At 55.6% G+C, this 12,802-nt stretch carries 14 protein-coding genes; 10 read left to right on the top strand and 4 right to left on the bottom strand.

Annotation, left to right across the window (positions count from 1 at the left end):
* Positions 1-44: 44 nt before the first annotated feature.
* The 7 genes from RIN49_RS15455 to RIN49_RS15425 all read left to right on the top strand — a co-directional run bounded on the left by RIN49_RS15455 (position 45) and on the right by RIN49_RS15425 (position 7,111).
* On the top strand, positions 45-1,235 hold the full coding sequence (locus RIN49_RS15455; protein ID WP_309121064.1) for a Ger(x)C family spore germination protein: 1,191 nt from the start codon (positions 45-47) through the stop codon (positions 1,233-1,235).
* On the top strand, positions 1,232-1,471 hold the full coding sequence (locus RIN49_RS15450; RefSeq protein WP_309121063.1) for a hypothetical protein: 240 nt from the start codon (positions 1,232-1,234) through the stop codon (positions 1,469-1,471). Before RIN49_RS15455 ends, RIN49_RS15450 begins: the two co-directional genes overlap by 4 nt.
* Complete coding sequence (locus RIN49_RS15445) at positions 1,468-2,550, top strand: GerAB/ArcD/ProY family transporter (protein WP_309121062.1); 1,083 nt, start codon at positions 1,468-1,470, stop codon at positions 2,548-2,550. The genes RIN49_RS15450 and RIN49_RS15445 overlap by 4 nt, the downstream gene beginning before the upstream one ends.
* Positions 2,551-2,792: 242 nt before the next feature.
* The gene (gene glnA, locus RIN49_RS15440) at positions 2,793-4,217 is read left to right on the top strand and encodes a type I glutamate--ammonia ligase (protein WP_138195498.1); all 1,425 of its coding nucleotides are present in this window, start codon (positions 2,793-2,795) and stop codon (positions 4,215-4,217) included.
* A gap of 152 nt (positions 4,218-4,369) precedes the next feature.
* Positions 4,370-5,218, top strand: coding sequence for a pyruvate, water dikinase regulatory protein (locus RIN49_RS15435; protein WP_309121061.1), 849 nt, complete (start codon positions 4,370-4,372; stop codon positions 5,216-5,218).
* Between the two features lie 60 nt (positions 5,219-5,278).
* Positions 5,279-6,367, top strand: coding sequence for a 3-phosphoserine/phosphohydroxythreonine transaminase (gene serC, locus RIN49_RS15430; RefSeq protein WP_309121060.1), 1,089 nt, complete (start codon positions 5,279-5,281; stop codon positions 6,365-6,367).
* Positions 6,368-6,523: 156 nt separating this feature from the next.
* Complete coding sequence (locus RIN49_RS15425; RefSeq protein ID WP_309121059.1) at positions 6,524-7,111, top strand: Uma2 family endonuclease; 588 nt, start codon at positions 6,524-6,526, stop codon at positions 7,109-7,111.
* Between the two features lie 13 nt (positions 7,112-7,124).
* Here RIN49_RS15425 and RIN49_RS15420 read toward each other — a convergent pair whose 3' ends face one another.
* Positions 7,125-7,844, bottom strand: coding sequence for a response regulator transcription factor (locus RIN49_RS15420; protein ID WP_309121058.1), 720 nt, complete (start codon positions 7,842-7,844; stop codon positions 7,125-7,127).
* Between the two features lie 129 nt (positions 7,845-7,973).
* Between RIN49_RS15420 and trmL the strand changes: the two genes are divergently transcribed.
* Positions 7,974-8,444, top strand: a complete 471-nt coding sequence (gene trmL, locus RIN49_RS15415) for a tRNA (uridine(34)/cytosine(34)/5-carboxymethylaminomethyluridine(34)-2'-O)-methyltransferase TrmL (protein ID WP_309121057.1) — start codon at positions 7,974-7,976, stop codon at positions 8,442-8,444.
* A 3-nt stretch (positions 8,445-8,447) separates the two neighbouring features.
* Positions 8,448-9,071, top strand: coding sequence for a class I SAM-dependent methyltransferase (locus tag RIN49_RS15410; RefSeq protein ID WP_309121056.1), 624 nt, complete (start codon positions 8,448-8,450; stop codon positions 9,069-9,071).
* Between the two features lie 580 nt (positions 9,072-9,651).
* On the opposite strand, the gene RIN49_RS15405 is transcribed toward RIN49_RS15410, so the two are convergent.
* Both RIN49_RS15405 and RIN49_RS15400 read right to left on the bottom strand, forming a co-directional pair.
* On the bottom strand, positions 9,652-10,254 hold the full coding sequence (locus RIN49_RS15405; protein WP_309121055.1) for a histidine phosphatase family protein: 603 nt from the start codon (positions 10,252-10,254) through the stop codon (positions 9,652-9,654).
* A gap of 74 nt (positions 10,255-10,328) precedes the next feature.
* Entirely contained in the window at positions 10,329-10,967 is a 639-nt protein-coding gene (locus RIN49_RS15400) for a hypothetical protein (protein ID WP_309121054.1), read from the bottom strand.
* Between the two features lie 394 nt (positions 10,968-11,361).
* On the opposite strand from RIN49_RS15400, the gene RIN49_RS15395 reads away from it, so the two are divergent.
* Positions 11,362-11,847, top strand: coding sequence for a hypothetical protein (locus RIN49_RS15395; RefSeq protein ID WP_309121053.1), 486 nt, complete (start codon positions 11,362-11,364; stop codon positions 11,845-11,847).
* 110 nt (positions 11,848-11,957) lie between these two features.
* Here RIN49_RS15395 and RIN49_RS15390 read toward each other — a convergent pair whose 3' ends face one another.
* Positions 11,958-12,788, bottom strand: coding sequence for a phytanoyl-CoA dioxygenase family protein (locus tag RIN49_RS15390; protein ID WP_309121052.1), 831 nt, complete (start codon positions 12,786-12,788; stop codon positions 11,958-11,960).
* Positions 12,789-12,802: the final 14 nt, after the last annotated feature.

Below are 12,802 nucleotides of genomic sequence, written 5' to 3'. Positions count from 1 at the left end.
GTTCAGCTGCTGCTGCTTCTGTAGCGGAAAGGGGAGTCAAGCGCGTGAGAACGATCCTATTGATGGTTTCATTATTAGGCGGCGCTATCCTTCTCGGCGGTTGCTGGGATCGAACGGAAATCAATGATATCGCGATCGTAACGGGACTCGGCATCGATCGAAATGAAGACGGATCCATCGAACTGGCGGTGCAAGTGTTTATTCCCCGCGCTTTAGGCAGCGCCGGGGGCATGGGAGGCGGGGCATCCGCAGGGGGACAGAAAATGACATTGGTCAGATCCGGCAGCGGCGTCAATATTGCCGATGCCGCATCCAGGCTTCAGGGTAAGCTCCCGCGAAAAATGTTTTGGGGACATTGCAAAGTTTTTATTTTTGGCGAAGAGCTGGCGAAGCGCGGAATTCGGGATGAGTTGGATTTTCTGCTTCGTCATCCCGAACCGAGGGAGAGGTCATATGTGTATGTGAGCAAGGGGAACGCCGTCGATGTATTGACGCTGCTCCCTCCCCTTGAGAGATATTCGTCAGAAGTGCTTCGGGAAATCTCCGACTTGCAGATCGGCATGAGAATAACCTCGAAAGATTTAATCGTCATGTTTAAAGGGGAGGCGGAAACGGCCGTTGTGCCTTTCATCGACAAGTTGCCGCCTGAAAAAGGGGAGAAAGAGTCGCAAACTATTCCCTATATAAAGGGAACTTCCATTTTCAAGAAAAATAAGATGATCGGAACGATTGCGGAACGGACGACAAGAGGCGTGATGACCATACGTAATGAAATTACGCTAGCCACGATTACGGTTGAACCAAAGAACGCAAAAGGTTCCGTGTCCGTTAATCCGGTAAGGCAAACGACAACGCTTATACCCCAAATCGAAGACGGAATATGGAGCATGCGGATCCGAATCGAAACGGAAGGCGACCTCGTACAAAACGAAACCGACCTCGATCCCATGAATCTGACAATGCTGAAGGAATTGGAACAAGCGTTGGAAGCGGACATCCAACATCGGGTCGAGCTGGCGTTGAAGAAAACGCAGAAGGAACTGAAGGCCGACGTTTTGGGGTTTGCCGCTGCATACCACCGCAAGTACCCGAAGCAATGGCAGAAGTCGAAAGATCGCTGGGAGGAAATCTTTCCGGAAGTTCGGGTGTCGACGGATATTTCCGTTTGCATCCGCCGTCCGGGGCTGCAAACCGTACCCGCGGGTAATTCGGAGGAAGAGGCCACGGAAAAATGAAATGGGGAGACTTCTTGGGCGTTACGGCGATGATGGGTTTCATTATTGCGTACGAGTGGCCGAAAATGAAACAGATACCGAAAAAAGATAAAACGGCGTTCGTGATATTGCTTATGATCGGATGGGGGCTTGCCATGTTCGATCTTCAACATATGGCGGGGCCGGCAACGATTCTTGAATACGTATTTAAACCATTCTCAAAAATACTTGAAACAGGGGGAGGAGGCGGGGCATGATCGACAAAGGGAAAATCTCGGCTTTTCAAATGGCCGTCATGATGTATCCGACGATCGTTGCCACCGCCATCCTCATCGTCCCCGGGGTTACGGCGCAACATGCCAAAAACGATGCATGGCTTTCGCCGATTCTCGCTTCCGTTGTCGGATTTGCAACGGTATATATTGCTTACCGTCTCCATCAGCTGTACCCGAAGCAGACGGTCGTCCAGTACAGCGAACGGATCGTCGGCCGGATCGCAGGCAAAGCGATCGGGCTGATCTATATCTTCTTCTATTTGCATACCAATGGCATCGTTGTCCGCGAATACGCGGAAATGATTACAAGTGCGTTTCTCCGCCGCACCCCGGTCATTGTCGTGATCTCTTCGATCCTTCTGGTCACCGCCTTCTCCGTACGCGGCGGAGTCGAAAGTATCGCGAGGAGCGCGTTAATTTTTACGCCTGTCTTTATTTTTCCGTTAGCCCTCATTTTATTGCTGATTCCGGATTTGCACGCGAGCTATTTATTTCCGGTCATGGAGCATGGGATCATGCCGGCCATCATGGGCGCGGTGGTGCCGCAGGCTTGGTTCAGCGAGTTTTTCCTCGTTTCTTTCCTTCTTCCCTTCCTGACCGATATCGAGAAAGGAAAGAAATGGGGGTTCATCTCCGTGGCGGCCGCCGTGTTCGGGCTCGTCTACATCAATCTCATGATATTGTTGTTGTTCGGCGAACATGTGCCCGCTATGGTATATCCGGTCTTGATCACGTTCCGATATATCAGCGTCGCCGATTTTTTCGAAAATATGGAGTCGGTCGTGGTGGCGATGTGGGTGATGGGGAACGCGGTGAAGATTTCCGTATTTTATTATGCGGCTGTTCTGGGAACGGCTCAATGGTTGAAGCTTTCAGACTATAAACCGATCGTGCTCCCGATCGGGGTATTGATTGCCTTATTCAGCTTTTGGAGTTTCCCGAGCTTTCAGCACGTCGTTCATTTTTTAACGGCGGTCTTTCCTTTTCACGGCACATTCGTTCAAACCGCGATTCCGCTGATCCTACTTTGTATCGCTTTATTGCGCAAATCAGTAAAATAACAATCGATAAGAAAAGCTTGACCACAGGAGATCTGCTGGAGATAAACCAATAACCGCCTTATTTTGCGAACGCTTACATGCCCCGAGGGTGTGAGTATAGCTGACATATGCGTCAAAAATACCTTACATAGCTATTGACGCTAAATATCGACGGGTTTATAATAACGACAAGGTTTTAGCAAATTACTGAACGATTTGACTTTAATAACTACTCAATGTTCGGAATTAGGAGGTATTTACGCATGTCGGCACAAAACGTTCTCAATTTGATCAAGGAAAAAAATATCGAGTGGGTTGACTTCCGATTCGTCGGTTTGTCCGGTAAAGCACAGCACATTTCCTTACCTGCGGTTGAAATCGACGAAGATACTTTCGTTAACGGTGTAGCGTTCGACGGCTCCTCGATCCCGGGCTTCCGCGGCATCGAAAACTCCGACATGGTGATGATGCCGGTTACGGAAACGGCGTACGTCGATCCGTTCACGGCTCACCCGACATTGATCATTATGTGCGATATTTTCACGGCCGAAGGCGAACGTTATGACCGCGATCCGCGCGGCATCGCGACGAAGGCCGAAGAATACCTGCAATCCACGGGCATCGGTACGGACGCGTACTTCGGACCGGAATCCGAATTTTTCATCTTCGACGACGTTCGTTTCGAAACCGGCATGAACAAGTCTTACTTCGAAGTCGACTCCGAAGAAGCGGCATGGAACACGGGCCGCAAGGAAGAGGGCGGCAACCTCGGCTTCAAGGTTCCTGTTAAGGGCGGTTACGTTCCGGTACAACCGGTCGACACGCAACAGGACATCCGCAGCGAAATGTGCCGACTGATGATGGAAGCGGGCATCCGCATCGACCGTCATCACCATGAAGTCGCTACGGCGGGGCAAGGCGAGATCAACTTCCGCTTCGATACGCTGACGAAGACGGCCGACAACTTGATGAAGTACAAGTACATCGTGCACAACACGGCGCGCCAGCACGGCAAGGTCGCGACGTTCATGCCGAAGCCTCTGTTCGGCGACAACGGCAGCGGCATGCACGTTCATATGTCCATCTTCAACGCGGGTTCCCCGTTGTTCTACGAGAAGGGCGCATATGCGAACATGTCCGAGCTCGCGATCTACTACATCGGCGGCATCCTGCACCACGCTCCGGCGATCATCGCGTTCACGAACCCGAGCACGAACTCTTACAAGCGACTCGTACCGGGCTACGAAGCTCCGGTCAACCTCGTGTTCTCGAAGGGCAACCGTTCCGCAGCGGTTCGGATTCCGATCGCGGCAGTGACGCCGAAGGGCGCGCGCATCGAGTTCCGTACGCCGGACTCCACGGCGAACCCGTACCTCGCGTTCGCGGCGATGCTGATGGCCGGCCTCGACGGCATCAAGAACAAGATCGACCCGCGCAAGCTCGGATACGGTCCGGTCGACAAGAACGTGTACGACCTCTCCGAAGAAGAGAAGAAGGACATCCGCAGCGTTCCGGGCTCCCTGGACGAAGCGCTTGACGCTCTCGAAGCGGACTACGAGTTCTTGACGGCAGGCGACGTATTCACGAAGGAATTCATCGAAAACTACGTCGAGTACAAGCGCGCCGAAGCGAAAGCCGTCTCCATCCGGATTCATCCGCACGAATACGCGTTGTACTTCGATTGCTAATTCTTGCACTTATCCAAGCAGCCTCGGCATCTCGCCGGGGCTGCTTTCTTGTAAACGCGAGCCGTCGGCCTCGGCTTGAATTCGGCGATTCGACGCGGTAAAGTGATAGGAAGAGCGGAGGAAACCGCCGCAGAAGGAGTCGAACACGACGCATGTCCGTACCACCCGAAGCGCCGCGCGAGCCGCGGCAGACGTTGTATCATCCTGACGAGGGTGTCCTCTACATATGTTCCGATTCCGTCGGGGAGACGGCGGAGGCGGTCGCCATGGCGACGCTCCGACAGTTCGGAGGCAAGAAGGTTCGTATTAAGCGCGTCGGGCACGTCCGCGAGGTCGAAGAAATCGAGCGTCTGCTGGAAGAGGCGAAGCGGTACGAAAGCTTCGTCGCGTATACGCTCGTTCAGCCCAAGCTGCGGGAAGCGATGCTGAAGGAATCGGCGCGATTAGGCGTACGCGCGGTCGATATTATGGGGCCGATGCTGCAGGCGTTCACGGATACGTTCCACGACGCGCCGAAGCGCAAGCCCGGGCTGCTGCACGAGATGGACGAGCAGTATTTCAACCGCGTGGAAGCGATCGAGTTCGCCGTCAAATACGATGACGGACGGGATCCGACCGGACTGACGCAGGCGCAGGTCGTGCTGGTCGGGGTGTCGCGGACGTCGAAGACGCCGCTCAGCATGTTCCTGGCGCACAAGGGGTATAAGGTGGCTAACTGGCCGCTCGTACCGGAGGTGCGGCTGCCGGAGGAGCTGCTGTCGCTCGACCCGGAGCGCGTCTTCGGATTGACGATGAACGCGGAAGCGATCCACAAGATCCGAACGGAGCGGCTAAGAGCCGTCGGGCTGCCCGAAGGAGCGTCGTACGCGGCGATGGAGCGTATCGTCCGCGAGCTCGAATACGCGGAGTCGGTCATGCATCGAATCGGCTGCCGCATCATCAATGTGTCGGATAAAGCGATCGAGGAGACGGCGGGCATCATCATGGGATATTTCTCTTGAACCCGCGGTACGTCCTTGCTATGATAGGTGAAATCGAAATCGGGAAATGGAGTGGGACGGGTGACGAAGAGAGCATACAACTTTAACGCGGGGCCGGCGGCGCTGCCGCTGTCGGTGCTGCAGACGGCCGCCGAACAAATGACGAATTTCGAGGGAACGGGCATGTCCGTCATGGAGATGTCGCACCGCAGCGAAAACTACGAGCGGCTGAACAACGAGACGCAAGGCTTGTTCCGCACGTTGCTCGGCATCCCGGACGGCTATAAGGTGTTGTTCCTGCAAGGCGGCGCGAGCACGCAGTTCGCGATGGTGCCGATGAATTTGCTGCCGGCGGGCAAGACGGCGGCGTTCGTCGTTCACGGCGCGTGGAGCACGAAAGCCTATAAGGAAGCGAAGCTGTTCGGCGACGCCGTGACGATCGCTTCCACCAAGGAGAACGGCTTCAAGAGCGTGCCGGACTTGTCGAAGCTGACGCTCCCGGACAACGCGGCGTACCTCCACGTCACCTCAAACGAGACGATCGAGGGCGTGCAGTTCGACGCGTTCCCGGACACCGGGGACGTGCCGCTCATCGCGGATATGTCCAGCGATATTTTGAGCCGTCCGCTCGACGTGTCGAAATTCTCCCTCATCTATGCGGGCGCGCAGAAAAATCTCGGCCCGTCCGGCGTCACCGTCGTGATCGCGAAGGACGAGCTCGTCGACAAGTCGCCGGAGCATCTCGCGACGATGCTGCGCTACGACACGCATGCGGCGAACAATTCGTTGTACAATACGCCGCCGTCCTTCTCCGTATATATCATGAATCTCGTGCTTCGTTGGATCGAGTCCGAGGGCGGACTCGCGGGCATCGAACGCCGCAACGCGGAGAAGACGAACCTCATCTATCAAGCGATCGACGAGAGCGAAGGCTTCTACCGCGGTCACGCGGAAGCGCCGTACCGCTCGCGCATGAACATTACGTTCCGCCTGTCGAACGAGGACGACGAGAAGGCGTTCTTGAAGGCGGCGGACGCGGCCGGCTTCGTCGGGTTGAAGGGGCATCGCAGCGTCGGCGGCTGCCGCGCGTCGACGTACAACGCGGTGCCGTACGAGGCATGCGCCGCGCTGGCGGAGTTTATGCACGATTTCCGTCGGAAACGGCAGTAATGTCGAACGGACGCGAAACTTGACAAATTGCAAAGTTTTCCGTCATACTGACGGTAACGAAGCCGAGGAAGCACCTCGCCTAAGCGCGCGCATCATGCGGCCTGGGCGGGGTGTTTCGCGTTGCGGGGACATTTTCGAAAGGAAGAAGGGATGTTCGTGGAAAAGAAGAAGCCGGCCGAACGCGCGAAGGAACAGCTGGAGACGTACGAAGGAGAACCGAGTCGCAATCCGTTCGTCGAGGAGCGGTACGAGATCGTCGAGGGGGTGCGATATGATTTCCTGACGGCGCCGGTCGTGTCGCATCAACGGATCTTAGCGGCCATGTTCCGCGCGATGGATCGAATCTGCTCCAACGATGGAATCCTTCTGTTCGCGCCGATCGACGTGTACTTGGACGAGAACAATCGGTTTCAACCGGACTTGGTTTACATTGCGCATGACAACGCCTCGATCCTCACGGAACAGCGGATCGAGGGCGCGCCGGATCTCGTGGCCGAAATTCTTAGCCCGAGCACGAGCAGCAACGATAAGATTCGAAAGAAGCGTCAGTACGAGCGCCACGGCGTGCAGGAATACTGGATCGCCGATCCGACGCATCGGACCGTCGACCAGTTCGTGTCGCGCGGCGGGAAGTTCGAGCTGCACGAAACGTACGGCCTCGGGGATACGTTGACGTCCCCCTTGTTCGGGTGCGTCGAGATCGACATGAACGAGCTGTTCGCGAACGCCGCCCCGGCGGATTGACCGATGCGGCGCGTTACCCGTTCGAGGCGGCTTCCTTCCCGGCGGCTTCGCTCAGCTTGTACCCGACATTGCGGATCGTTACAATATATTCAGGATTGCGGGGATTCGATTCGATCTTGTCCCGGAGATGGCTGATATGGACGTCCACGATGCGCGTATCTCCGAGGAAGTGGTAGTCCCATACGCCGTGCAGCAGCTGCTGCCGGGAGAGCACCTTGCCCCGATGCTTCAGCAAGAAGAGCAGCAGGTCGAACTCCTTCGGCGTCAAGTCGATCCGCTGGCCGTCCAACGACGCTTCCCGCTGCTCCGGCTTCACGACGAGAGCGCCGTGCGAGATCGCTTCGTCCGTCTGCAGCGACGGCAAGGCGGCGGTCCGGCGCAGAATCGCTTGAATGCGGGACAGCAGCTCCTGCGGCGAGAACGGCTTGGTCATATAATCGTCCGCCCCGTTATCGAGACCGGCGATCTTGTCGGGCAGTTCCTGCAGCGCCGTCAGCATGATGACCGGCACCATGTTGCCTTCGGAGCGGAGCCGCCGGCATACCTCCAGGCCGTCCATCTTCGGCAGCATTAAATCTAAAACTACGAGATCGGGACGGAACGAGGAGAGCACGTGAAAAACGGCTTCGCCGTCGTATACGCATTGGACGTCGTACCCGGCCAGCTTTAAGTTGAATTCGATAAGCATCGAGATGGACGGTTCGTCGTCGACGACGAGGATTCTTCTTTTCATGGCATCGGTTCGCTCCTATGGTATAGGGTGTATCCCCATTATGCATCGCGGACGTCATCGCCGAATTAACGGAATATTAATTGTATGTAAAACGTCGCCGAACCTAGGCATTCAAGGAGGCTTTCCGACATGGCTTTTCATATCGTGCTCGTCGAACCGGAAATTCCGGCGAATACGGGCAATATTTCGCGCACCTGCGCAGGCACCGGGACGCATCTGCATCTCGTGCGGCCGCTCGGCTTCAGCATCGAAGACAAGGACTTGAAGCGGGCCGGCCTCGATTATTGGCCGTCCGTCAAGCTGCATGTGCATGATTCGTTCGAAGAGGTGCTCGAGCAGTACGGGGGCGGGCGCATGTTCTTCGCGACGACGAAGGGGAGCCGCAGCTATACGGACTTCGAATACCGGGACGAGGACATGTTCGTGTTCGGCCGGGAGACGAAGGGGCTGCCGGATTCGATTCTGTCGCGCTTCCCCGAGCGGCGCATTCGCATTCCGATGAACGACCATATCCGCTCGCTCAATCTGTCCAATTCGGCGGCGATCGTCCTGTTCGAGGCGCTGCGACAGGCGGAGTTCCCGGGCCTGCGGCGCGGCTGACGCATGGAGCTGGAGTGGACCGGGGAGCGGATCATCCCGAAGTCGATGAAGCCGACGAACGGCATGCTGCTCGAGCATGTCGCGCGGTATTATTTCGCGGCGCCGTATGTCAGAGGCCGGGTGCTCGACATCGCCTGCGGCGTCGGTTACGGCAGCCATATGACGGCTAAGGAGCGCAAGCGCGAGGTGACGGAGATCGTCGCGGTCGATAACGACGCGGAGACGCTGCTATACGCCGAGCGCGAGTACCATCATCAGAAGATCGTCTATGTGCAAGGCGATGCGCTGGATCCGGCGCTGCCGGAGCGGCTCGGAACGTTCGACACGATTCTCAGCTTCGAGACGATCGAGCATGTCGAAGACGATCGTCTCTTCCTCGGTCAGCTGCTCCGCATGCTCCGTCCCGGAGGCGCGCTCGTGCTGTCGAGCCCGTTCGGAAGGGGGCGGGGGGAGCCGACGAGCGAGCCGTTCCACACGCATCAGCTGACGTCGGAGCAGTTCCGCGAGCTGTTCGAAGGGCTGCCGGGCGTCGAGTTTTATTACCAGCGCGGCCCGACGTTCGAGCGGGAGCCGCGCGAAGGCGTACGCTATTTCCTCGGGGTCGCCGTCTATCGGATGCCGAAGTGAGTCGGGGGGCGGCCGTGGACGAGAACGGGCTGATCGTCGAACGAAATAGGAGATGGCGCAGGGGCTGTCCGGGTCGTAATTCGACCCGGGCGGGCTCCTTTTTTTTGCGCGGGAGCGTCGGTTTGTGCCGAACGGTTAGTCCGTGCGGCGAGCGAGCGGCGAACGAAGCGCTGGCGTTCTTGGCCGAGGCGGCGCCGTCCGCGGGCTCGGCTGCGACAGAACGCGCTGCTCGAGCTGCGCCGGTTAACGGGCGCCGCGATCGGCGCGGAGCCGAACGCATGGGAAGCCTGGGTCGCGGAGCGCCGGCCTTATGAGCGCACGGCGCCTCTTGCGTTACGGCTCGATTTCGAGCCGGACAGCGAGTCGCTGCCGCGCCGGGTCGTACGATAGAGCGGAGGAACGAGCGATGGAACAACGAAGGGAGCTTCGCTTTACAGGAGAGCTTAGCGTCTCTGGCGCGGGGCATCGTTAGACTGGCTTTCATATAGAAGCAGCGGCAGCCTTGGACAGAAAAGTAAAGTCCTAGACTGCCGCTGTTTTATGGAACCAACGTCTCCGTTAACGCAACGGATGTTCTCACCTAACTCAAGTGCTTTACTGACGCGAAATCGTCTATCTTGTAATGTCCGTTTTCGTACCTGAGCTTCGTTATCGAACATTCTGGAATAAGGTTACTTTGTACTTCTATAAAACGGGGATGCCAAACGTTTAAGTCGGTTTCGGGAATGGTATTAACCAGAAAATCGGTGATACATCCGCCGTGACTAACAATTACAATGTTACTTTCAGGCGGGTGTTTCCTTCCGAATTCAAATAACAATGATGACATGCGTTCACATGCCTTTCTTGCGGAGTCGCCTATGGGAGGTATATGGTCGGGATCGCGGGTGCATCGCTCCCACATTTCGACGAATTCGTTAAAGGTTTGACCGGGTAAGTCCCCCCAGTTAGCGCGCTCACGCAAACGAGTATCCTCAATCACTACTGATTTCGTTGCTGATGCGATGTATTCAGCCGTTTCTTTTGCTCTGCGGAGTGGACTCGATACAATTGCTGTTACAGGCATACCCGACAAATGTTTTGCGGTTAGTTGTGCTTGCATAACTCCATCGGGAGTTATTGAAACATCCCCAATCGCCTTTACCTTTAAAGCATGCCTTACCAAAATAAAGTTTGAAACCATACGGTGCCGATTCCCCCCCTATGAATTATTCGATTACTATTGGGCTAATTCTGCCCGACCCGTAAGCTCAATCCTTAGCGCAAAGGGTATATAAGCCGGATATCTCTTTCTGAAGATAACCCCTCATAAAGCGCGTGATTGTGGTCCGCACCAACCACACACAGAAGTCGTTTCCCTGCATGCTTTTTAGCGGCATTCTTAATCCTTTGAATCATGATTAGATGTCTGCATACATACCTGAATAAATGCGATTGGGGGTTGATTGTTTCTAACCATGAATACTTTTGCTTTGTAACGTTATCCCATTCTGCAGAATTGAAAGGCAGTACGCTGGAATCCAACGTTGCGAGTTGTTTTTCAAACCATCGATTTAATTCTGCGTTATACTCGCCGCGAATCTGTTCATTGAAAGCATGGAAAGGATCAAAATCGAGCCAAACATCAAGTTCGACCCAATCGATTGGTTCAAAATCGTATTTCATCTCTTCGCATAAAGGGAAAATTAAATCCCAATATTCGCTCGGAGGTTCTCCCCAATACCCTCGGTAATTACGGTCTCGCCGATAATGTTCCCAACTGGCGGGAAGTACCTCTCCACAGATCACATCGGGACCGAACTCCAATATCAATTCCTTAATAAGATCCAACGTTACATTGTGTTTTCGTCTTAATTGATCATCATGAACTACCCCCAAAATACCGACCGTTGTCACGAAAGCGCCTCCCAATTAGCCCGCATTTAATTTATAAATCAATCAAAGTTGAATTACTCAACAAATCATTAATACCATTCCAGTTGTTGGAAAGTTGCGCAAAACCGCCCCGTCAGCGTATCGCACGAGCTCAATAGGTGTGTTGTGTTATAAAACCTGCCGATGTCATCATTATCATGCCAAATATAAATATTAAGATCGTGAGATGCGGGTTGTATAGAAAGAGAGACAGGAACACAGACATCCTTTTTGCATAATTCATAGGATACTACGGAAGAAAAGGAGGAAAATTGCAAAAAGGAGGCAATCCCGAATGCCGATTCACAATAGAAAACCCTCGCTTAGAAAACCGGGGCCGAGAACGAGTAGAAAGCGGATCCCCGTTGCCAAGATCATGTCGATCTACAAAAGCCGCCTCCGTCTGCATCATGCGACGCCGGTTAAGAACGTGTCCATCAGCGACCGAAACATCCGAATCGGAACGGACGAAGAATGGACGAATGCCTTTGAAGTAGCCAGAAACCCCGCCTGGGCGGAGGTGAACGATGCGGTTTACGTCTGGAGCGATCGGAATACGAACGGCGATTTCGCCGTCGTGTCTAGACGATTTCGAATTCCCCGCGGAGACATCGAACGAGGCCGATTGTTCCTGTCCGTCGACAATTACGCCGTCGTTCTTATCAATGGAAGAATCGTAGTATACGACAACCCGGAAGCGAACCCGGCTTATTTTAACCCGGGCAGAACATTTAACGTGAGACAACACTTACGCAACGGGCGCAACGATATCATCATCATCGCCTTTAATATCGGGGGCGGGCGATCGGACGCCAATCCGGCCGGCGTTGCCGCCAGACTGGACATTCGCGTAGACGATTAGATGCAACAGATCCCGGCGCTCCTTCGGGACGGCCTATATTTTCATTGAACGCCAGCAACTGCAAAGACCATGCATCCGGGGCGACCGGGAAGCATGGTCTTTCGCTCGTTTCAGCGGTTCCTGCTGTACAGCAGCGGGAAGTACTCGTTGTCGAACCGCTGTCCGTCGTACGGCCGGGGGCCGAGGAAGAGAACATTGTCGTGCCGCTGCCGGCCGGCGCGGAAGGACGTATGTCCCGGCATGAGGTGAGCGACGACCGACAGGCGCGGCTCGTTCGTCCGGTTCGGCCCGGAGCCGTGGAACGTCAGCGCATGGTGGAAGCTGGCCTGGCCCGCCTTCAGGATGCAAGGCTCCTCCGTCCAATCGCGCCGCGCGAACCTTGCTCGGAGCTTCTCCATGTCTTGGTCGAAGAACGTGTCGCTCCCTTCGACTTCTCCCCACTTGTGCGAGCCCAGGATCGTCGTCATGGCGCCGTTCGACAGGTCCGTGTCCTGCAGGGCGATCCACACCGTCACCATATTCGTCGTGCTGCTCGCGCGCCAGTATCCGTAGTCTTGATGCCAGCCGACGTTGCCGAGTTTCGTCTCCTTGTCTCCCGCGCCGGGCTTGTAGATAACCTGGTCGTGCCACAGCCGGATCTCGTCCTCGTTCAACAAATCGGCCGCCATGCGCCCGAGCTCGGGATCCGTCACGATCGCGCGGACTTCGTCGTTGATCCACCAGCCGTTTTCCGTCTTCTTGATCGCCAGCGGGTCGAAGGGGACGGGAATCGGATGCATCGGGTATCCGTCTCCGTCGAAGTCGCGTTTCCAAATTCGCTCATGCGCTTGCCGCAGCCGTCCGATCGCGTCGTCGTCGAGCAGCTTCGGGCTGATCCAATACCCATCCTTCTGAAAACGAGCCTTGTCCTCTTCGGTCACTTGATACGAAATCACGCTCATTCGGTTCACCTCGT

The organism is Paenibacillus sp. (assembly GCF_031177825.1).
GTDB lineage: Bacteria > Bacillota > Bacilli > Paenibacillales > YIM-B00363 > Paenibacillus_AE.
The sequence above is the reverse complement of the archived record's forward strand: the minus strand, read 5'-3'. Positions and strand labels throughout refer to the sequence as shown.